Annotated in this window: 19 protein-coding genes and 1 pseudogene; 6 read left to right on the forward strand and 14 right to left on the reverse strand. The window is 60.8% G+C overall.

What is annotated here, in order from left to right; all coding sequences use genetic code 11:
* Positions 1 to 499: 499 nt before the first annotated feature.
* Positions 500 to 2,401, reverse strand: a complete 1,902-nt coding sequence (locus RCF13_RS11985; RefSeq protein ID WP_308141217.1) for an AAA family ATPase — start codon at positions 2,399 to 2,401, stop codon at positions 500 to 502.
* Between the two features lie 101 nt (positions 2,402 to 2,502).
* Positions 2,503 to 3,579, reverse strand: a complete 1,077-nt coding sequence (locus RCF13_RS11990; protein WP_049401586.1) for a site-specific integrase — start codon at positions 3,577 to 3,579, stop codon at positions 2,503 to 2,505.
* Positions 3,580 to 3,683: 104 nt separating this feature from the next.
* Between RCF13_RS11990 and RCF13_RS11995 the strand changes: the two genes are divergently transcribed.
* The 3 genes from RCF13_RS11995 (at position 3,684) to RCF13_RS12005 (ending at position 6,674) form a co-directional block, all read left to right on the forward strand.
* Positions 3,684 to 4,658: a DNA-binding protein gene (locus RCF13_RS11995; RefSeq protein WP_049402764.1), complete on the forward strand. Its 975-nt coding sequence runs from the start codon at positions 3,684 to 3,686 to the stop codon at positions 4,656 to 4,658.
* A 147-nt stretch (positions 4,659 to 4,805) separates the two neighbouring features.
* Positions 4,806 to 5,411, forward strand: a complete 606-nt coding sequence (locus RCF13_RS12000) for a hypothetical protein (protein WP_100442041.1) — start codon at positions 4,806 to 4,808, stop codon at positions 5,409 to 5,411.
* A gap of 234 nt (positions 5,412 to 5,645) precedes the next feature.
* The gene (locus tag RCF13_RS12005; RefSeq protein ID WP_049402763.1) at positions 5,646 to 6,674 is read left to right on the forward strand and encodes a hypothetical protein; all 1,029 of its coding nucleotides are present in this window, start codon (positions 5,646 to 5,648) and stop codon (positions 6,672 to 6,674) included.
* A 589-nt stretch (positions 6,675 to 7,263) separates the two neighbouring features.
* Here the strand turns inward: RCF13_RS12005 and RCF13_RS12010 are convergent.
* Positions 7,264 to 7,887 carry a TetR/AcrR family transcriptional regulator gene (locus tag RCF13_RS12010; RefSeq protein WP_043033616.1) on the reverse strand — a complete coding sequence of 208 codons (624 nt, stop codon included), beginning with the start codon at positions 7,885 to 7,887 and terminating at the stop codon, positions 7,264 to 7,266.
* Positions 7,888 to 7,892: 5 nt separating this feature from the next.
* Positions 7,893 to 8,228 (reverse strand): hypothetical protein, encoded by a 336-nt coding sequence (locus RCF13_RS12015; protein ID WP_043033500.1) that lies wholly within the window; start codon positions 8,226 to 8,228, stop codon positions 7,893 to 7,895.
* Positions 8,229 to 8,254: 26 nt separating this feature from the next.
* Between RCF13_RS12015 and RCF13_RS12020 the strand changes: the two genes are divergently transcribed.
* Positions 8,255 to 8,608: a hypothetical protein gene (locus RCF13_RS12020; RefSeq protein WP_043033501.1), complete on the forward strand. Its 354-nt coding sequence runs from the start codon at positions 8,255 to 8,257 to the stop codon at positions 8,606 to 8,608.
* Positions 8,609 to 8,823: 215 nt separating this feature from the next.
* On the opposite strand, the gene RCF13_RS12025 is transcribed toward RCF13_RS12020, so the two are convergent.
* The 6 genes and pseudogenes from RCF13_RS12025 to RCF13_RS26295 all read right to left on the reverse strand — a co-directional run.
* Positions 8,824 to 9,942 (reverse strand): NADH:flavin oxidoreductase/NADH oxidase, encoded by a 1,119-nt coding sequence (locus RCF13_RS12025; RefSeq protein ID WP_049402762.1) that lies wholly within the window; start codon positions 9,940 to 9,942, stop codon positions 8,824 to 8,826.
* 52 nt (positions 9,943 to 9,994) lie between these two features.
* Positions 9,995 to 10,522: an SRPBCC domain-containing protein gene (locus RCF13_RS12030; protein ID WP_223224789.1), complete on the reverse strand. Its 528-nt coding sequence runs from the start codon at positions 10,520 to 10,522 to the stop codon at positions 9,995 to 9,997.
* A 177-nt stretch (positions 10,523 to 10,699) separates the two neighbouring features.
* Entirely contained in the window at positions 10,700 to 11,209 is a 510-nt protein-coding gene (locus tag RCF13_RS12035) for a lactoylglutathione lyase family protein (protein WP_033836000.1), read from the reverse strand.
* A gap of 519 nt (positions 11,210 to 11,728) precedes the next feature.
* On the reverse strand, positions 11,729 to 12,019 hold the full coding sequence (locus tag RCF13_RS12040; protein WP_049402761.1) for a hypothetical protein: 291 nt from the start codon (positions 12,017 to 12,019) through the stop codon (positions 11,729 to 11,731).
* Between the two features lie 151 nt (positions 12,020 to 12,170).
* On the reverse strand, positions 12,171 to 12,644 hold the full coding sequence (locus RCF13_RS12045; RefSeq protein ID WP_231298592.1) for an AraC family transcriptional regulator: 474 nt from the start codon (positions 12,642 to 12,644) through the stop codon (positions 12,171 to 12,173).
* Between the two features lie 108 nt (positions 12,645 to 12,752).
* A pseudogene (locus RCF13_RS26295) lies at positions 12,753 to 12,974 on the reverse strand (AraC family transcriptional regulator); the annotation flags it as partial.
* Positions 12,975 to 13,071: 97 nt separating this feature from the next.
* On the opposite strand from RCF13_RS26295, the gene RCF13_RS12050 reads away from it, so the two are divergent.
* A complete protein-coding gene (locus RCF13_RS12050) occupies positions 13,072 to 13,980 on the forward strand; it encodes a DMT family transporter (protein WP_043033504.1) in 909 nt (302 codons plus the stop codon).
* 968 nt (positions 13,981 to 14,948) lie between these two features.
* Here RCF13_RS12050 and RCF13_RS12055 read toward each other — a convergent pair.
* A complete protein-coding gene (locus RCF13_RS12055; RefSeq protein WP_043033505.1) occupies positions 14,949 to 15,194 on the reverse strand; it encodes a helix-turn-helix transcriptional regulator in 246 nt (81 codons plus the stop codon).
* A 94-nt stretch (positions 15,195 to 15,288) separates the two neighbouring features.
* Between RCF13_RS12055 and RCF13_RS12060 the strand changes: the two genes are divergently transcribed.
* Positions 15,289 to 15,567 carry a hypothetical protein gene (locus RCF13_RS12060; protein ID WP_033835997.1) on the forward strand — a complete coding sequence of 93 codons (279 nt, stop codon included), beginning with the start codon at positions 15,289 to 15,291 and terminating at the stop codon, positions 15,565 to 15,567.
* Positions 15,568 to 15,610: 43 nt separating this feature from the next.
* Here the strand turns inward: RCF13_RS12060 and RCF13_RS12065 are convergent, their stop codons facing one another.
* Genes RCF13_RS12065 through RCF13_RS12075 form a run of 3 tightly spaced genes read right to left on the reverse strand, consistent with a single transcriptional unit; the run spans position 15,611 to position 20,310 of the window.
* Positions 15,611 to 18,604: a Tn3 family transposase gene (locus tag RCF13_RS12065; RefSeq protein ID WP_043033507.1), complete on the reverse strand. Its 2,994-nt coding sequence runs from the start codon at positions 18,602 to 18,604 to the stop codon at positions 15,611 to 15,613.
* Between the two features lie 24 nt (positions 18,605 to 18,628).
* The gene (locus tag RCF13_RS12070; protein ID WP_005413373.1) at positions 18,629 to 19,900 is read right to left on the reverse strand and encodes a site-specific integrase; all 1,272 of its coding nucleotides are present in this window, start codon (positions 19,898 to 19,900) and stop codon (positions 18,629 to 18,631) included.
* Positions 19,897 to 20,310: a helix-turn-helix domain-containing protein gene (locus tag RCF13_RS12075; protein ID WP_012480230.1), complete on the reverse strand. Its 414-nt coding sequence runs from the start codon at positions 20,308 to 20,310 to the stop codon at positions 19,897 to 19,899. The genes RCF13_RS12070 and RCF13_RS12075 overlap by 4 nt, the downstream gene beginning before the upstream one ends.
* Positions 20,311 to 20,372 lie beyond the last annotated feature (62 nt).

Here is a 20,372-nt window from a genome sequence, read left to right on the forward strand (position 1 = left end):
AGGTCCGAGCGACTCGGCCAACTCCACGGCTTGGTGCTTGAACTCATCGGTGTAGCTACGACGGGTGATACGGGACATAAGGGACCTCCAAGTGCGATCAAAGTATCGCTTCTTGGCGTCCGCTGACGGGGGGCCAGATCATTCATCCGGTTGGCTGATGAGTTGAAGTACGGTGGAACGCCGCCGACTCTGATGTGGGAGGCGTTCCGCTGGAACCGGCAGGGTGGTCGCCGCATTCACGGATCAGACTGGGCTTGGCGCGTCTAAAGCGCCCTCTGCGGACCCGGCATTCGCAGGGCCAGCATGGCAGGGAAAGGGCGCACTGTTAGAGGCCGATTTCATGGCGCGGGAGTCAGGCAGCCGAGTCCTGCCCTCCGATGAGTGCGCGCCGGGAGAGGAACCCGCTGCCATTGCGGAGCTCTGGCAGAGGTTCATCTACGCACCGGCCCCTAGCGCCGCATTGATCTCAGCGAAGGCCTTCTCAAAGCGCTCCAGCGTTTCATTGATGGCCGTAGTTTCCGCGGCCAGCACGTGCTGATTCTGGATGAGCCAGTTGGCGGGAGTGAAATGATCCAGGGGGCGGAACGGAAGCCCCCATGACATTAAACAGTGCTTCGGCCTGTTTGACCTGGCGCGTCAGGGCACCGTCTTGGCTGAACTGCCGGGCGGAAATTTGCCCTTTTCCCTTCAGACCGTAGGCACCGTTGAGGATGTCGGCGAAGACGGCGGGTGCGAAGAAGTCCTCAATGTCGCTCTCCGCCTTTCCGGTGAAATCCGTGGCTACCAAGACGCCGGAAGTCTTCATGATCTGAGACTCCCTCAGCCGCTGCACCTTGCCTTTATCGCCATTGCCGTAGTCACACAAGGCGACCATGTGGATGCCCTTGCCAGAGAAGAGCGAGGCGAACGATTGCACTTTGTCTATGCCGCCTGTGGGGCAGATCACCCACCGGCTGTCCAAGCCTTGGCGCTTGCGTTGCTTGAGCGCGTGCGATGCCGCCTGAAGATAGAGCACATCCGAAGGTCCTTCGACCAACAGGGTATGCGCTCCCACAAACAGGCTTTGGGTAACCTCGTAACCGAGATGGGCCTGAAGGGGGAACAGCGTGTCCTGATCGACGCTCAGGACGTCCGCGGAGACCTGTGTGCCCTTAACGGTGGGGCGGCGACGCTGGTCGTAGGTGACAACGTCCTCGACGACGCGAACGTCCGCAAGACGATCGGCCGGCACCATAAAGGGCGAGTGGGTGCTGTAGATGACCTGGGGGTCGGGGAGTAGACGCTCAATGATGTAGCGGAGCAGATCAGCTTGCGCCTTTCCATGTAGCGTCAATCCAGGCTCATCCAGAAGGATGATCGCACCGGGGTTCCTCTTTCGCATCTGCTTGAACTGCGACAGGAAGGAGAAGAACCAGACGAATCCGGCGCTGCGCTCAGACAGGGGCACCGAAACCTTGTGGTTGTCATTCCGAATGCGGATTTTGGCAACAGTCCCGCTATTGAAGGGGGCGGGATCCTCGGAGAGGCCTTGGGCAAGCGCTATCTCTACACTGAGCGCGTCGTTCTGACTCCAAAACTCGAAGATCTCATCGGTAATTTCATTGGAGGCGGCTTGGCAACGTGCGTTGAGCTCTTCCAGGCGTGTGCTGGACTGCAATTCGCTGACCGACGTCCCGGCGTACTCGAGGAAGTCGAGGAAAATCTGGTCACCCGGGGAGATCGTCGCGCCGCTTTGGGTGTCACGAGACAGCTTGTCCAGCGATATCTCCCCGGACATGCGATCAAAGTGAGAGGTATAGAAGAACGCCGGCATCCTTTTCTGCAGGATATCGATGGCCGCCAGCACTGGTTTCCCCTTGCGGAAGCCGCTGATGGACCGCTTGACCGCCTGCAATTGGTCAGACGGCTCGGGGTGCGCATCTATCTCGACCACGAGTCGATCCAGCAATATCTTGGAAAACTTCTCCCGCTCCTCGCCTGCCACACCGTGCTGGTCGAGCAGAAACGCGCGCACCACGTTGGGATCGACGTGAATGCTCCAAGTGCTGTGGCCACTGTAATCTGTCGTTACGTCAACGGTCGTACTACTTAACGCGCCGGCACCCAGGACGTCGGCGACCGCCTTTTGGTCTTCGTGGCTGAGCTCCCAGGTCAGGGTGGCAACCGGTGCGGGTTCGTCGTCGTGGCGTTCCTCATACCGCGTGAGGAAGCGGCGGGGGTAATCGTGCACCGTGTCGTAAGCAAACTGGTCGGCGATGGGACGGGTACCAAACAACGCCGTCAGAATTGCAGTCTTGCCCGCCTCGTTCTTACCGACCAAGCAGGTCAGCTCTCCGACATCGAACGTTCCGGAATCCTCTGCAGAACGGAAGTTTCGGATCCGTGCCTTGACTAGCTTCATGCTGCCCCCTGATTCCTGCCGTGGATGGTGCGCGTCTTGTGCAGGATAGGGCCCGAGCGGGGCACATTCAACGCGCACTGCTGGCCGCTCGGGCCGGAGGCTCAGTCCTCATCCATCAGGCGCGCGGCGGGGTTGCTGCCGACGCCGCCCTGCTGGAAATATCCGATCACGCTGGCCACGGAGCGGTGATCGGTCATCGCCATCAGCGCCGGCAGGGCCACCCCACGCCGCGCACCTTCGGTAACAAAGCCCGAGCGCAGGCTGTGGCCGGCAAAGTCCCCGTCCAGACCGGCCAACCGCGCCCGGTCCTTAACGATGGCGGCGACCGCCTTGCCGCTGAGCGCGCCGCCCAATGACCGTGGCCAGACGCGCCGGAACAGGGGGCCGTCGGTAATCTCGGCCATGTCCAGCCAGTCCTGCAGTGCGGTGGCTGCCTCTCCCAGGATGGGCTTGTCGGGGCTGCTGCCAACCACTGGCCCGGACTGCAAGGTTTTTCCGTGATCCAAGCGATAGGTGTAGCCGCCTTCGGGCAGTCGGGTGAGGTGATTCACCGTCGCCTCGGCGACTTCGCTGCGGCGGCGCCCGCCGCTAGCAAAGGCAAAGTAGAGCAGGGCGCGATCGCGCTTCCCCTTGAGCGAGGTGTCGCAGGTGGCCGCCATTGCGCGCAGATCTGCGGCTGACAGCGCGGTCTTCTTGGCCGGGCGCTCGCCTCGTTTGTGAGAAGCCCTGCGCCCCTTGGACAGTAGGGTCCTCACGGCGCGATCCTCGCAAGGGTTGTCTTGGCGGGCCTGCTTGTGGGCCGCCGACAAGACCGCCACCCGGTGGACCAGGCTGGAGAACGCCAGCGGCCCAGGCTTCTTCTTCAGGCCCGCATGCACCAAGGCACTATCCAAGTCTGCAGGCAGATCCCAACGAAGCCCCAAATCGCCTGAGCGCCCCATGTGATCCACGATGAACTGAACCACTGCCGCCGGGGGGACGGGTAGGGCGATGGGCCTGCCATAGCGCCCTTCGAACCAGCCCGCCCAATAGCGCAGGGCGCCGGCGTAGCTGCGAATGGTGTTAGGCGCTTCGGCCTCCTGCAGGATGTCTCGCACCGCTTCTGCGGCGGAAGTGGCCAGCCGCTCCGGAACCAGCCCCGAAACGAGTTCCCCTGACGCAGCAGTGATATTATTCATATGTACTATGTATTGTGCACTATGATTAGGTTGAGCTACATCTGATAAATATGCCTTATCAGACATGGCCTGCCAATTCTCACCGTTCCGCAGAAGGACACCCAATGGCCAAGGGCATCAGCGAACTGGATGTGCACCAGGCAGCGGACGACATCATCGCCGCCGGCGAACGTCCCACCGTCGAGCGAATCCGAGCCCACTTGGGCACCGGCTCGCCCAACACCGTCACGCGTTGGCTGGAGACCTGGTGGCAGACCGTAGGCTTTCGCCTGCGCCAGCGCGCCATTGAGGCGGCGGTTCCAGGCATCCCAGAGCGGGTAGCTCACCTGAGCCAGCGTTTGTGGCAGGCCGCGCTGCAGGATGCCGGCGAGCTCGCTCAGACCCAGCTGGAGTCGACCAGGCACGCACTGGAGGAACGCGAGCGCCTGCTGGAGGAGGACCGGGTGGCCCTGACGCTGGCGATTGAGGCCAGCCAGAAGCGCGAAAGGGAGGCTCAGGTCCAGACTCAGGCCGCCGCCACCACCGCGGAGCAGTTGGCGGCACAGGTCTCCCAGATGACGGCACAAGTACAAGACCTGCTGCGCCAACGCGATGGAGCCTATGGACGGGCGGAGCGACTCGAGCAGGAACTGGATGCCGTACGCCGCAGTCTGGGCGAGGCCGCGGCCGCTCACGAAGAAGAGAGGAGGGCGCTCCAGGCGCACGTCAGGGCAGTGGAGGATCGTGCCCATACGGAGGTTGACCGGCATCGCCAGGCGTTGCGGTCAGCCGAGCAGGAGTGGGGGCGGGAGCGCATGGCCTTGGCCACCTCATTGCGAGAGAGCGAGCAACAAGCCATTGCTGCTGCCAACCGCGAGCAACAGGCATTGCGCCGACTGGAAGGCGTGAACGCGCGGGCTGATGGCTTGGAGGCGCAGCTGACGTCACTGAAGGAAACCACTCGGCAAGTTACCGAGGCACTCCGACAAGGGAGAGCGAACACGGCAACGCCAAGCAGGCAAAGCAAGCCACGCCGCACCGCGCCCAGAAGAGTGGGCGAGCCGACACAAGAACCCAATAGCAGGAAATCTAAGACTTGAGGCCATCCATTCGATCAAGGCTTCTTTCCCCGAAAGACTTGGAGGACGTACACGCCCCCCCAAAGTTCATCCTCGACCGCGCCCGAGAGCACGGCGCGACAGGCCCCGTACGAACGGTAGAAACCAGCACGCCGGAGGAGGAACGCCATGAAGCAGGGAAGAACTGACAGAGATTGGGCGGTGGTCGCTGTGATGACCTTTGCCGCAGGAGCCGTCTTGACTTGGGCACTCATGAGCAAGCCGAGTCCCAAATCCGCCACGTTAGCGCTTGACTGGCCGGCGTGGGTGCAAGCGATCGGCAGCATCGCAGCCATCATCGCCGCGGGACTGATCCCCCTTTGGCACGCCAGAGTCAGGAGACGGGAGGTCACACAGTCCCTCATAGAGCTGATTTCCTATGCGCGATTTCCAGCGACACTGATGCTGGCGCAGTTCGAGGGAGGATTCGGCGGCCCCCGGCTGATCTTGGCGCATCTGATCCAGCTTCATAAGGCTTTCGATTCAGTCAACTATGTTGACGTGCCGAACCGATCCTTGGCGATTGCGCTGCAGCAATCAGCAACGGCTGTGAGTGCACTTAAGGAGATCCAGGAACTCTTTCTGAGAAAAGAAGAGATGAAAAAGGGGCGGGGGAGCGAGATCGTTAAAAAGTACCTGCTCATGCTCGATAGAGCCGTCGAAGAAGCAATCAAGGCAACCGGTCAGCGGCCTCGAGACTTCAACTACGACACAATCGTGCTGCCTAATGAATAGCCCATGCAAATGCTGTTCGTTACAACTACGCGGTAATAGTCACAAACCTCTCTCTAGTAATCCACTGCCGAGGGCTATCCGGCAAATCGTGCGGAGTCGGAGGGAGTAGCTGGCGTCTGAACGGGGGAACTCGCCTGGCGATGTAGCAGGGGCCTGGTGCACTGGACTGTAATAGAGCAGTTTCACTGTCACCGCGCCTTGTTACGGTAAAGAACCTCCGTTACATTCGCTGCTATGAACGACCTCGACGCCGCAGCCCGCTATCTTCAGGGTCTACTACCCGACATGGTCGGTGAGCTCGAGCCCTGGCCCAGCTCCAAGACGCGCGGCTTACCCCACTTCCTCGCCACCCTATTCGGCCTGGCCGAGCTTGACCTGCTCGGCCACAGGGTGCTGCTGGCCACCGTCCCGGCGCAGACGGAACCGTTGCCACCTTTGCGGCTGATCGCGCAGGTGCATCGATTGGCGGAAAAGGCCGGCTTGAGGGTCATTCTCGTGCTCTCCGGCGTTTCGCCCTACATTCGCTCCAAGCTCATCGAGTCTCGGGTGGATTTCGTTGTGCCTGGTAGCCAACTGTTCGCTCCGAGCTTCCTGATGAGCTTACGCGAGCGCGATTCGTCTCCAAGGGTGCTCACATCCGCTGGGGAGCGGTTGAGCCATCCGGCACAAGCGGTTCTGATCGCGGCCCTGTTGCGGCCCGACTTGGAGGAGCGCGGCATCCCTGGCAGCGTCCCGTGGGTGCCGCTCGACCTGGCGCGCGAGGCAGGCTACTCACGCATGACTGCCTCGCGGGTCGCCCGTGAACTGGTGGCGGCTAACCTCGTCAGCGCCCAGCGCGAGGGGCGGGAGACGAAGCTACGGTTCTTGAAAGCGCGCCGCTCCTTGTGGGCGGTCGCGCTGCCGCGGCTGCGCTCGCCGGTGCTGCGCACCACTTGCATCGGCAAAAGTGGCTTGGACATGCTGCTGGCCGATCATTGTCGTGCTGCGGGAGAAACCGGCCTGTCCGTTCTCACCGAACTGGCGGCGCCATCGCGTCCGATCGCTGCGATCGGACGAGACTGCTTCCGTCGGCATCCGGAGCCGGAATGGTTTCCCGTGGCCGGCGAGGGCTATGCAGACGTGCAGCATTGGGCGTACTCCACCCGCCTGGGTGGCGCGGGCACCGTCGTGGACCCGTTGTCGCTGTACCTGTCCTTGCAGGGACAGGGCGACCCGAGGCTGAACGGCGCGCTGCGGGACCTGCTCGATGAGGTCTTCGTCTGATCGCAGGCGCGCGGGAGCTCGGCGAGTGGTGCCTGAACTCCGGTACCAGTCCGCGGTCATCGGGGCCGTTGCGCTGGCCGTCGTAACGCAGGAAGCGAAGCGGCAAGTGGGGCCACGAAGGATCTGGAACGTGGTGCTGAGCGTGGAGGCGCTGACGCTTGCGTTCGGCCAGCGGTTCTCGGGGGGATATCGAGGCAGCGGCTACGAGGTGCGCCAGCCCTCGGACCGACACTCAACGTTCTATCGCTTCCGGCGGCCTGCGCCCAGAAACTGCAGGAGTGGCCGACGGGTCGTTTCGACCTGATCGTCTGCAGCGGGATGGACGACTAACCCGGGCCGGATGCCCTGCTCGAACTGCGTGACGGTGCGCATGGGGCGACGAAGGACGGTAGCCTGCTGGTGGCTTGCCAATGGCTGCCCATCCTTCAAGTAGCAATGCCTTGGGCGCATGCGCTGGCTAGGATTGTGCCGCGCTGAATCTGCTTCTGGCCGGCAGACGATCACCCTCGAAGTCGCAGGGCTAGGACAACTGATCTCAATCATGGAGGGATAGATGTGGCCTAACCCTTAACAACTCCGTGAGGGCGGCTTACATCGCATCCACAGTGATGCCATGAAGGATCATTGAAGCATGCTGGGACGCAAGTTTGTCCAGCGCAGGTGCATGCGGACTCGAGGTCCCGAACAGCTCGTGGAACAGCACACCCATTACGATCGGAGCCATGATTGAAAAGGCCATGAGATTTGAGTCGCCGGCGCGGACGGTCCCCTTGGCCTGCGCCCGCTCGACAGCGCTTGCCACCAGCCGGATCATGCGAGATGCAACTTCGTCATGCCAGATCCTCGCAAGCTCAGGAAACATTCGGCTCTCCGATAGCACCATTCGCAATGCTGCAGACAAGCGGGCATCGCCACCTGATGAGACCGCTCGCTGGAGGAGCGTCGGGATTAGCTCCTCAATCGACCCGTCGAAGGTCGCCTGTGCCGTCTCAAGGCCTTCCAGATTTGTGGAGATCAACTGGCGCGCTGCGGCTCGAAACAGCTCTTCCTTGGTTTCAAAGTAGAGGTAGATCGTGCCCTTCGCGACTCGTGCGCGCTTCGCGATATCAGAGAGCTTTGCGGCAGCAAAGCCGTTCTCAAGGAAAACATCTACCGCAGCGTCTACAATCTCGAGCGGCCGCGCCTCCTTGCGACGACTCCACTTAGGTTGCATCTCGCTCACGTGCTCAATCTCTTGCCCATGCGGGAATCCCAATAGCGCTGCAGCTCGTCTAGGGACTGCGTTGGCTGTGCCAATCCCACCCAAGTGTCAGGCCGCAGAACGTAGACAGCGTCCTGCTGACGTCCAGCGCGGCCATGTTCTTCGTGCCAGGTAAACTCGCGAAGAGCCATGCCGCGGCTGTCGCACCAGCCCTTTAGTTCAGTACTGGCTCGTCCATAGACATGGACCTGCCAGCCGATTTGCTCTGAGATCGCGTAGTTGTCCTCACCACGCGTCTTCACCCAGGGCAGGCGATCGCCGCCTTCAATCTTTCCAGCCTTGCCCTGGCTCAAGGGGCTATGCGATCTACAGCATCATCATGATCAACGTTGTCTTCCACGTGATCCCGCTGATTCTCGGGGTCGGCTACGGCGCGGGAACGCTAACTGCGATCATCATCTTCATCCCCCTCTGCGCTTGGATGATCTACACATCCTTTGGCGCGGGTCGTATGAGCTATCGAGCACTAGCCCTTTTGGTTGGTGCGGGAGTGTTGTTCCATGCCCTACTCACTATTCCGATGATTCTCCTGCTGCAAGGTGCAATCTCAGAGACGTCCGTAGTCATGATTCAGGTAGCCAACCCCTTTGTGCTGATGGTCATCTTGTCGGCGGCGGAGCGCTCGCGCTTGAGCATGCCGGCAAGGCAGCGTCGGCCAAGTGCCTCTCGCTAGCTCGAGTCTTCTTCGGCGCCTAGTCAGACCTCCCATCCCGTCTCGCTCACGCAGCCGCTTCGGTGACCCCTGGCGGACAAGGCGGAGCAACTTTAATGGTGCCTGTCCCCGCCTGTGTTGAGGCGGGGTAGCAGCTTGCAATGGCGTTAGGGATTCTCGATGGGAGCCAGATCATTTGCCCCTATTGCTCGATGGAGGAGGGGGCTGGCTCGCTCCTATTGAGCCGACGCCTTGCCCGGGCCTTTGTATCTGCTCAGCCAATAGCTGTAAGGCGTGGGTAGCACGCTGGCTGGGAGCTCCTGGCCAAGCGCAATGGCCATTTGGTACGGATAGTGCGGATTGGATAGGTGGGCCCGCCCGATCATCACTAGGTCAACCTGACAGTCCGCTACAACGCGCTCGGCAGTCTGTGGATCATCGATGCACCAACCTGTGGCCACCGGAAGCCCAGTTTCATTAGCAAATCGCTCAGCAAGGGGTGCCAGGAACGCCTGTGTACCCCATGGGACGCGGCCACCAAGAGCACTGAAGCCAATGCTCACGTTGAGCAGATCAAGCCCCAACTCTCGCATTTCTTTGCCAATCTCAATGGAGTCGACCAGTGCTTGGCCATCGCGCGAGTTGTACTCCACAACTCCAAAGCGCGCGGTCAGCGGCAGATGCTCGGGCCAAACCTTACGGACGGCCGCCAATGTCTCCAGCAGGAAGCGTGCTCTGTTCTCCGCACTGCCACCGTAGCGATCCTCCCGCTTGTTGCTGTCGGGGCTGAAGAAGCTCTGCGCCAGATAGCCATGAGCGAAGTGAAGCTCCAGCCATTCAAATCCTGCAGCAAGCGCACGCTTGGCTGCAGCGACGAAATCCGCTTGAACGCGATGAATGTCCTCAACCGTCATCTCGTTGGGAACTCTATCGAGCGAGCCGCCAAAGGCGATCGGCGAGGGACCAAGGATCGCCCATCCTGCGGGATCATCGGCTGCGATGTGGTCATCGCCTTGCCATGGCCGATTTGCACTAGCCTTGCGCCCTGCGTGGCCGATCTGGATGCCAGCTACGGCACCGCCTTGCTTGATGGCAGAAGCGATGGCTGCCATTCCTGGAATTTGCTCATCACCCCACAGGCCAGCACATCCCGGGGTGATGCGTCCTTCCGGAGACACGGCGGTAGCCTCGACAATCACGAGCCCAGCGCCTCCGCGCGCAAGCGCGGCATAGTGGCTGAGATGCCAATCGTTGATACGGCCGTCCTCCGCACTGTACTGGCACATGGGCGGCACCGCGATACGATTCTTAAGAGTGACACCTTTGAGCTCGAATGGGCTAAACAGGGCAGACATAAACGGGGCTTTGGGGAGAGCAAGAGGAGCAAGCACGGGGATTTACTCCGGCTTAGGACGTTGACTTGGCGGCTCGAGCTGCTTCCACCAGGCCGTCCAGCCAATCCTGGTGACCATTGATCATTGGATTCGGCTTGGCCAGACGCAGGGCTTCTGCAGGCTGTCCCTTCTGCGTCTCCTGCGTGAGGATCCGCACTCGGCCACCATCAAGGTCTTCGACAATCCACGCATGATGAACGTCAAGTCGATCGGCAGACCCGGGCTCACCGGCCCAGCCATGCCAAGCGATCCGGCCCGGACCCTCGGAGGTAGGAGCCTCATGCTCGACGCATTGAGCCTCCACGGGGAAGCCAAAGGTTTCAAAGTAGAATCGATCCCCGTTTCGCAACAGAGGGCCGGCGCCATCGTGGAAGCGCACATTGGCTGAATTTCCGTAGTAGGTCGGCCACAGACGTGGCTCTTCAAGCAACGGCCAAACATCAGCTGCGGCAAGGCCGAGGACGATCAGCTCATTCGAGACAAAGTTTTCGGTGTAACCAGGAAGGTAGCCTTCCGGCCAACGAATGCCGTTCATTTTCATCATATGCTCCTTAGGGCTAGCGGCGCGGCTCGCCGATGAATCGTTAAAATTACGTTCGCCAGCTTCTAACTTGCAGACCTCTGACTTCTACAGCCGAGACACTTGCTCCGTACCGTCGTGTCTCAGTTTGGCGAGGACTGCCTGGCAGTCGAAAGCTGGCTGAGGGTGTGCGTGGAGCTAGACGTACGCGCCAGCTGAATACGTAAGCTCGTAGCTGTGGCTGTAGATCTCCAGGATGTTGCCCAGCGGATCCTCCATGTAAACCATCCGATAGGGCTTCTCCCCTGGGAAGTACTCTCGAACCGGCATTCGCTGCTTTCCACCAGCTGCCACAATCCGAGCGGCCAGGCCTTCAACGTCCGGATCCTGAATACAGAAGTGGAAGACGCCCGACTTCCAGTACTCGAAGTTGTTCGCGGGACGCTCGGCGTTATTGAACTGGAAGATTTCGACTCCAACCCGGTCACCAGTGGATAGATGTGCAATGCGGAAGCTGCCCCATCCAGGCCCAAACACATCCGTGCACATCACGCCAATTGCGCTTTCGTCTTCAGCAATCCTGGTCGGCGGCATGACGAGGTACCAGCCCAAGACTTCTGTATAGAAGGAAACCGCGGCATCGAGATCGGTAACAGACAGGCCGATGTGGGAGAAGGCGCGAGGGTAGGGAGGGGGTAGGGCAGGCACGGCACACCACTGAAGAGAGGGGTAGCCGCAAGATTAGACCCTGCAACTCAACCATGATCTGATCCATTTTTATCAGATTGATAAAATATTCTTATGCTGAATGAGCATTGGCTCCGATCCTTTCGGGCTATCGCAGAGGTCGGGAGCTTTACCAGGGCCGCAGGCCAGCTGCAGCTCACCCAGGCTGCGGTCAGTCAGCATGTACGTCATCTTGAGCAACAGCTGGGTGCCCTGTTTCTGCGCAGACCACGATTTATTGAGCTGACGCCGGCGGGAATGGCTCTATTGCAGTACTGCCAAGAGATGGATTCGGCCGATCGCCGGCTTCAAGCCAAGCTCGCGAGCGCGGACAGCGATCAGGGGGAGTTTGCGCTGATAACCCCCGGGAGTGTTGGCCTTGCTCTTTACCCGGTGTTGCTGGACTTCCAGCGCACCCATCCCGGCTTGATCATTCGTCATCGCTTCTCGCCGGACCCAGAAATCCTATCGGCGGTACTGGAGAAGAAGTACGAGGTGGGTCTACTTGCACTTCGGCCGGATGACCCTCGGCTGCGGGCTGAGCCCTTCACCGAGGAGGCGCTTGAGCTGGTAGTTCCGAGAGGTGCCTGCGCGGACAGCTGGGCGGATCTTCAAAAGTTGGGTTTCGTTGATCATCCAGATGGCCAGGCTATGGCCACCCGCCTTCTCGCCCGCAAGTTCCCAGGAAATCCAGGCGTACGCGCGCTTCCTATACACGGCTTCACCAATCAGGTTGCGCTCATCCTTGAGCCGGTATCGCTCGGGCTGGGATTCACTGTCATTCCGCGACACGCCCGTGAATCCTTCGCTCGGCAAGACGCAATTGAGGTGGTTGACTGTGGATCTCCGGTGGTTGACACCCTCTGGATGATCCATCGATCCGAATGGCCACTGTCTGGGCCAGCTAAATGGTTGACCCAACAGCTTCGAGGCCTGCCTCGATTCAGCGGGAGGAGGGCTCCACCTCTCGCTGGAGCGGACTGAGGCCCCTTCTATACTGGTCTGGGGTCCGGCCAGAGTGTCGCTTGAACATCTCACTGAAAGACGTTGAGTTTGCATAGCCCAGATCGTCTGCAATCTGCGTAATTGATCGGTCTGAACCCAAGGCATCAATTGCCCTCAGAAAACGAAGCCGACTGCGCCACTCTCCGAACCCCATCCCTAGCTCGCGCTTTGCCAAGCGCTCAAGTGATCGAACACTAATGTGGTGGCGCTCTGCGACCTCAAGTGCCGACGGAGAGTCCTGAAGGGAGGTCTCGGCATAGCTCAGAATCCGCTTTAGCACGTCACCGCTGGCCAGCGGCAGGAAGCTCGACATCACCGGCGCGGCCAGAATCAGGTCAAGGGCGACCGCGGAGAGTCGCCGGTCTTCTGGCTTAACGGCCTCGCCGATGTCACGACGGGCCAGTTCGTCCAAGATCTCCCTAAGCAACGAGCTAACCGCTAACGCAGTCGGAATGCTGGGCATCTGCGCCGACGCGCCGACCGAAAGGTATGCGGATCGATAAGCAACCGCACCACGGTTTCGGGATGAGTGGTGAACACCAGGCGGAATCCATATCGCATAGTGGGTAGGGGACACCATCCAGTCCTCGCCTACCTGTAACTCCATGACACCCTGCGCAACATAGTTGAACTGCCCCCACGGATGCACACGAGCATCCCAGTCGGAGGGAGGCAAAGTCCCTTGCCGAACGTAGATGTCTCCAGGGATGGAGCTGAACGAGGGGACGGGGTCCATTGCCATGTCGCATTCAAGATGAAGATTGGCGCAAATTATGGATGTAACGAAATTCCGCCAAGTCTACGCTACTGGCTGTTGATATCCAGTATCTGAGGATGCCATGTACTACCTGCTCCCCCTCCTGGCCTGCCTTCTCTGGGGCGCCAACACCATCGTTACAAAGCTCGCTGCAGGGACCGTCGGCCCGGTCGATATTAGCTTCTGGCGATGGCTTGCTGCGGCCATCATCTTGCTCCCATTCGCCCTGCCGCGCCTGAAGTCGAACCTAGCGGTCCTGAAAGCCAATTGGGCACGCTTCCTCGTGCTCGGTGCTTTGGGCGGTGTCATGTTCCAATGCCTGGCGTACTACGCCGCACATTTCACTTCTGCGACCAACATGGGCGTTATCCAGGCACTCATCCCGTTGATCGCTCTTGCCTTGTCGCGCATCTTCATGGGTCACGCAGTCCGCGGTGGCGCAGTGATTGGTTCGATCATCTCCTTGGTTGGGGTGATAGCGGTAGTGTCCCATGGTGACTTTGAAGCCTTGGTTTCCCATGGAATCAACAAAGGTGACGCCCTGATGCTGCTGGGCGCTTTGGCTTTTGCCACCTACAATTTGCTGATGCACAAGTGGCGCATTCCCGTAACGCTGATCGAATCCCTGTTTCTTCAAGCCATGTCTGCAACGATCCTGCTGCTACCTCTTTTCCTTGTCGCAGGCACTGGCGTCCAGGGTGGCGCAGCCATCGGCTGCATTGCATTCGCAGCAATCGGCGCTTCGATCATGGCACCGTTGGCATGGATGACCGGCCTGCATCGGCTGGGCTCTGCTCGCGTGGCCGGGTTCTTCAATCTCGTCCCGATCGTCACTGCATTGCTTGCGGTGGTGGTCCTCAAAGAGTCTCTGAGCACCTGGGTCGTGGGTGGCGGTTTGATGGCAGTATTTGGTGTGGTACTGGCGGAGTACGCAGCTCGCAAGAAGCCTGACGAGGTCATGGTCGTGGATGACACCTCGACCAAGCGCTGAAAGACAATTGCATAGCTGCAGTTCAAATGAAAACGGGCCGCTTGAGGCCCGTTCTCCTTGTTCGGGGAACGCTTCTTCGGCTAGCCAGGTTCAAAGGGCCCTCTCCTCAAGGTGAAGTTGCATCTAGACAGCGCTCTTCAGCTGAGTTGGGCACATGCCGGTTAGTCGGCGAAACATTGCAATAAAAGGGGAGGGGCCGCTATAGCCCAGCCGCTTGGCAACATCACCAACTTTGCAGTCGCTCTGGAGGAGAGGGAGGGACGCAGCAAGCTTCAGCCTCTGGCGCCACTCACAACATCCCAGGCCAGTAGCGGCAACCCAGCGTCTTGCAGGAGTCCGAGAGGATACGCCAGCAACTTCTGCCCATTGAACTAGTGACTGGCCACTTCCTGGATCGGCTTGTAGCGCATCGATGATGGGGGCTAACAAGCGCGAAAACGCCAAGAATGCGCGGCCAAAGCTTCTGTTCCGGTAACTCAGCGAATGACCGGGGATCACCCCAAAGCGGAAAGGCTAACAGTAGGAACCGGGGATGCTTCGCGGCCCAGCTGCGCATCTTGCGCTGCCGCCGCCAAGCGATAGCCTTTGCGTCTCGAAGCTTGTGTAGGGCGCAATCCTCCACGTCAGACAGTCGCGCCGAAAGGGTATAGGCCCCGCGACAAGCCCATCGGAGGCATTTAGGGGTTCGCTTTAGCGACCTGTGGAGCTGCTGTGGAGTGGGCCGGAGAAATGTCTTCACATCAACAACTGTAAAGACGTCGCTTCACCCGGATCTACACGAGGGTTCAGACCCCACGGTTCCACAAAACAGCCTAAAGTTTCGACCCGGCACGCCGAGGCCGATCTACGTCACGGATTTCCGGCAGGGCGTGCCCCTTCCATCCGGTTGGCCGTCTGTCACTGGCGTGTGCGCCTGGTCCCGACCGGCCGGCAAGAAGCGCGAACCTACCGCTACACCCTAAGGGGCTTTAGTCTTTGATTCGCTTCTCAAAGTTTGTGATCAACTTGCCCAGCGAAAGGCCTGTCAGGCGGGCGATATCTCTCAGCTCCACCACATCAACCCTTCTCTTGCCTGTTTCGACGTCGCTGATGAATGACTGGCTGCGGCCCAGCATGCTGGACACCTGGGCCTGGGTCAGACCGGCAGCTAGCCGCGCCTCGCGAACAGCCTCAATGAGGGCAGCGTACTCTTTTCGATGGATGGACTTCGACACGACCGCGCCTTGGCTGAGCGGCCTAGAAAGCTATATCCAGTTCTCCGATATCTAAAAACCAGATATTCTGTCTTCTTCATTGACAGGGGGACGCATGAGCGAACAGCCATACCGCTTCATCACCGCGGCCAGAAGCAGAGCAACACTGATCCTGGCAGCATCAGCACTGCTAGCTGCCTGCAGCGGTCCGACAGACAAGAAGATGGTTACGAATGGAACCCAGCAGCAATACCGGCAGTCAATTGACGCTATCGACGCGGAACTCAATGCCCACGAAAGAGCGGCCTTCAACTGGGCAGTCGCTGGGATGAACCTTGAAGAGGGTCGGCAGGGAATCATTACGTACAGGGCCAAAAGCTGCCTAAGCGACTGAATTTCAAAGTTGATTGCTCGTCTCTCGATCAGGTTCTCCCCATCTATGGGGTCTGTTCAAGCACCTTGGCTGTGTAGCTCAGCGGCGCCACTTCCCTTTCAAGATCCAGGTGGTAGTCGCCGAAGCGATTGATGTGGCTGGTCCGATAAGGCGACAGGCCGGCCAGGATCTCGGGCGTCAGTTCAATCCCCTCCTTCCTCATCTCGGCCAAGGTCCGGCTCATGCCTTCCACGTTGTGGAGGATGATCATGTTGGCCACCAGCTGGCTGTACTTGATGATCTTGCGCTGCTCGTGTTGGACGTTCTCAGCAATGATCCCCTGGCTGCCAAAGAACACCCATTTCACGAAGCCGTTGTATTCCTCGCTCTTGTTGGTGGCAGCATGGATCGTTTTGCGGATCTCATTGTCATCAATGTAGCGCAGCAAGAACAGCGTTCGAACGGCCTTGCCAAGTTCCCGGAAGGCGAAGTACAGCTTGTTCTTCCGGCTGTAGGTGCCCAGCCGGCGCAGGATCGAGGACGCGGTGATCTTGCCCAATCGGATTGAGATCACCACCCGCAGCATGTCGTGGAGATGGGTGGCGATCAGTTGCCAGTCGATGCTGTCCCCGAACAGTGCCTGGATGTTCTTATAAGCCCTACCCGGTTCGGGCCGAAAGAATGTCAGGTCCTTGATGTTCCGGATCCGGGGCATCAGCTGGATGCCCAGCATGTGGGCCAGGCCGAAGACCGGATAGCTTTGGGCCTGCGTGTCGCCATGGACGATCTCAGGCTGGATGTCGGAAGTGTTGGCCAACAGACCGTCGAGGATGTAGATGCCCTCGTGCACGCCACAGGGAATGAAGTGGCTGAACGGCGCTACGTATTTGTCGGACACGTGGCAGTAGCCGATGCCACCGTAGCCGCCGTAGCGGATGTGATACTCCGACAGCAGGTTGTCCTCGTAGACGCTCCACTTCGTGCCATCAGCTGATGCGCTCTTGCCGCTGCCCCAATAGCCAGGCAGGTCGAATCTGTTGTAGGTATTGATGACCTCCACGATGGCCTTCTCAAGCACATCCTCGGTCACGTATTTCAGGTTGAGCCAAGCGACTTGGCGCCGGCTGAAGCCCTTGATCGACCGCGCCGTCTGCGTCGGCCCCAGGTTGCAGCCATAGCAGAATAGCGTGGTGATCACACGTCGGGGCAGATCTTCGACCTGGCTCTCGGTGCCGGCGATCGGGCGGAAGAAACGGTGCAGATCCAGCCATTGGCTGGCATCGATCAGGACATCGACGATGCTGGATTCTGGAAGCCGTTCGGCGATGAGGCGATCCACCGTGGTAATCGCGCTGGAGACTTCGGCGCGTTGCCCCTTCCGCAGCACCAGGCGCCCATCCAGGATGTCCGCATGTACGTTCTCCGGGAAACGCGCGTCGACCTCATCGGCCAGGGAGGTCAGTTGTGCACGTAATCCCGCCACGAAAGACTCGGCGTCGGTGGGCAGGCCTGACACCTGGCCGTAGGCTTCCAGTTCCTGGGCCAAGGTGGCTTCATCGACCAGCTGCTCACGGTAGTCATCAAACCGTTCGCTGCTGGGAATGAAGAGATCTCCGGACTTCAGTTCGTCCTTGACCTGCACCAGCACGGCCAGCTCGAAGTACTTACGGTGCATCCAGCCGGCGCCGGCTGCACTGGCCCGCTTGCCGAACACGTGCTGACACCAGAGCTTGGACATCCAGTCAAAGTCCTTTTCCGGGTCCAAACCGAGGGAGGCGACCTCGATCAGCTCACGGCGCTGGTTGCGCAGCGAGAGCACCGCTGCGATCAGCGGCTCCATGCCGGCGTCGTGGCTGGTCGCCCGAAGTTTCATCAGCTCCAGCCCATTGAACAGCAGCGGCCTGACCGCGCCATAGGGCTGCAGCATGAAAGGCAGGTAGTTCTTCCCGGCGTAGGCCATATGTTCTTCGCATTCGGCCAGCAAGGTCGACACTTCCGCTTCCAGGCTGTTGTCGATGGCATCCACGCGCTGACTATCGCTGCCGTCTAGCTGATAGGCCTGCAGGATTTCCTTGAGCTGGCCGATGAGGAAGTCGGCCCGTTTGGCATGTTCGAGCTGGTAGGCCAGCAATTTCTGCTGGGCCGTGTTCTCCAGCCCGCGCACCTGCTTGATGAACAACTCGGCTGCATCATCCAGTGTCTTGGCATGCTGGGCGCGAATGAAGATGGTGGCCAGCGCATAGCGCTTGTCCGGAGCCAGTTCGGCCAGCTCGCTGGCGTCATAGGCCCGAGCCATTGCACGGAACTGCTTGAGCTTGGGCACCGGCACATCGATGGGAGGCAGCTGGTCGGCCAACTGCTGCAGCATGCGGATGTGCTGCAGGTAGAACCGAACTTCCTTGTTGGTGGGCCGGCCGGGCTCGCGCTTGAGTGATTGCCAGCCGGTGAACCTGGACCCTTCCGGTGCGCGCAGCAGTTCGTCGATGAGCGTGCGCGTGGCAGGCGTCAGCGCGTGGCTGATGCTGCGGTAGTAGCCCAGATTGACCCGCTCACGGGCGCCGATGGCGGCCAGCTCCAGAGTGCGGAAACCGGGCAGTTCGTAGCGATGGTGCACCAGCTCTTCGAGCAGGACGTTCACGATGTCCGGGATGGTGTGCTTGGTCTGGGCTGCTCCGGTGGCCACTGTGTCCAGCCAAGCCAAGCCCGATTTATCCAGGGGACGTACCCCGATGAATTGCCGAAGCTGCGGCATATGCCGGCGCTGGCTGCCGGAAGCGTCGTAGCGTTCGAGCTGGTCGGTGTCCAATACGCGCCCGAGTCGGGCGGCCTTGGCGATGTGCTTCCGGATCCGCTCGGGTACGTCGGCCAACAGCGTGAAGTAGCCCAAGCGTTGGAAGAGCTTGAGATGAATCAGTACCGCCAGCTGCGGACCCGGCTGGGTGGTCAGCTGCTTGGCGAATGCAATCTCAGCGGCGGTCGGGGTATAGATCTCCTCCAGTTCCTTGGCGGTGGGATCAGGCTTCAGTCGCGGGTAGGCGGTCTCGTGAAGGGTAGCCATTGGATCCGGAGGGTGTGAGGGGGATCAGTCCCAGTGCCGGCCGTCGTCTGTACTGAGCGACGCTTCCAGGAAGCACTGGTGCGTATCGGCCATGCGGTGCATGTCATCGAGCAACGTGGCCAGGATTTCATCCAGATCCCTTTCGGGATCGGTGGGAGCAGTCAACTGGTACTCGCTGCTGGCGGTGTTCAGGCGCACAGCCTGGAACGGGGCCAAGCAGATCTCTTCAATTCGGCCTCGGGCCTTGGCCGCGCCGCGGCCCGTGCGGGCAAACGGGGTCAGCACCATGCGCAGGCGCAGCTGCAGGGCCGATTTGCCCTCCGGCGCCGGCAGTGCCATCGCCGGTACCGGCACGGTTGGACTGGGCAGGCTTGCTTCAATGCGGTCCCGGGCAAACGGGTCACGCCCGTCCAGGTAACGCATGGCCGACTGCACATCGCGCCAGCCCACGTACTCCATCAAGGCCTTCATGTCCCAGCCTTGGTCGTTGGCCCAGCTGGCAAAGCCGCGGCGCAACGAATGGCTGCTGTGGAGCCCCGCATCGGCAAAGCCTGCACTGGTCAGCAACTCGCGCAGCAGGCGCACCAAGCTGTTGGGATGCAGGCCTTCGGCGCTCACCTGGCCCCATTGGTTGACTGCCCGAAACACCGGCCCTTCTTGCAGGTCGGCCGCCTGCAGCCACGCCTGGGTCGCCTCCACCGGACATAACCGCGACAGCGCCGGCACCTTGTAGGTGACGCCGGCTGCTTGGCGATCACCCTTGCTGCGTGGCAAGAAGCAGGTCATCCCCTGTCCCGGCACCAGCGTGAGATGGGCCACGTCCAGACGCAGCAGTTCATCGCCACGGAATCCCCGCCAGAACCCGAGCAGCACCAGCGCTCGGTCTCGTTGATGGCGCAGCGCCGCCGGCCCATCGCCCCGGGCATGTGCCGCAGCGATCGCCGCGGCCAGCCAGTCATCGAGCTCGACCAGCCGCCGAATCTGGAGCGGCGCGGCTTGCTTGACCTGGCCCGGGTGCAGGGTCTGGATGCCTTTGAGCACCTTGCGCACCAGCGGCGATCGGGTCGGGTCGACAAAGCCGTGGTCGCGGTGCCAAGAGGCGATGGCCGCCAGACGTTGGCGGAGGGTGCTGGTCGCCAAGGTCTGCGCATAAGCGGCCAGGTACCGGGCCACGCTGTCAGGTGTCGCTGGGAGGTGGCCTTGCCATTCAACCTCGAAGTGCCGCAGCGCCGACGCATAGCTGCGCACCGTGTTCTGGCGCGTGGCCGCATCGAGGTAGCGGTCCAGTTCGGTCACTGGCGCGTGGCCTCCACCGAGGTCGTCTGGCGCAGCGTCGACAGGATGGTGCATTCCGCCCGCTGCCCGCCATGGCAACTGGCAATCACCCGTTCCAGCTCGCTGGCCATGCGCTGCAGGTCGGCCATGCGGGCGCGCACGTCGGCCAGATGGCTGCGGGCCAACCGGTCCACGTCCCCGCACGAAAGCTCCTCATCGCCGGCCAGCTGCAGCAGGCTGCGGACCTCCTCCAGGCTGAAGCCCAGGTCCCGGCCACGCGCAATGAAGCGCAGCCGCTCGATGTCGGCCGGGCCATAGACCCGGTAGCCGTTGCCCGTGCGCCCCGGGCGCGGCAGCAACCCGATCCGCTCGTAATAGCGAATCGTCTCCAAGTGGCATCCGCTGGCGTCGGCAGCCTCACTGATTTTCATTCGTAGTACGCTTGACTCCGTAGTAGCTACGGACTTTACGCTGAACCCGTATCCGCCGCCAC

Origin of the sequence: Stenotrophomonas maltophilia group sp. RNC7, assembly GCF_030910085.1 — a bacterium.
Classification (GTDB): Bacteria; Pseudomonadota; Gammaproteobacteria; order Xanthomonadales; family Xanthomonadaceae; genus Stenotrophomonas; species Stenotrophomonas sepilia.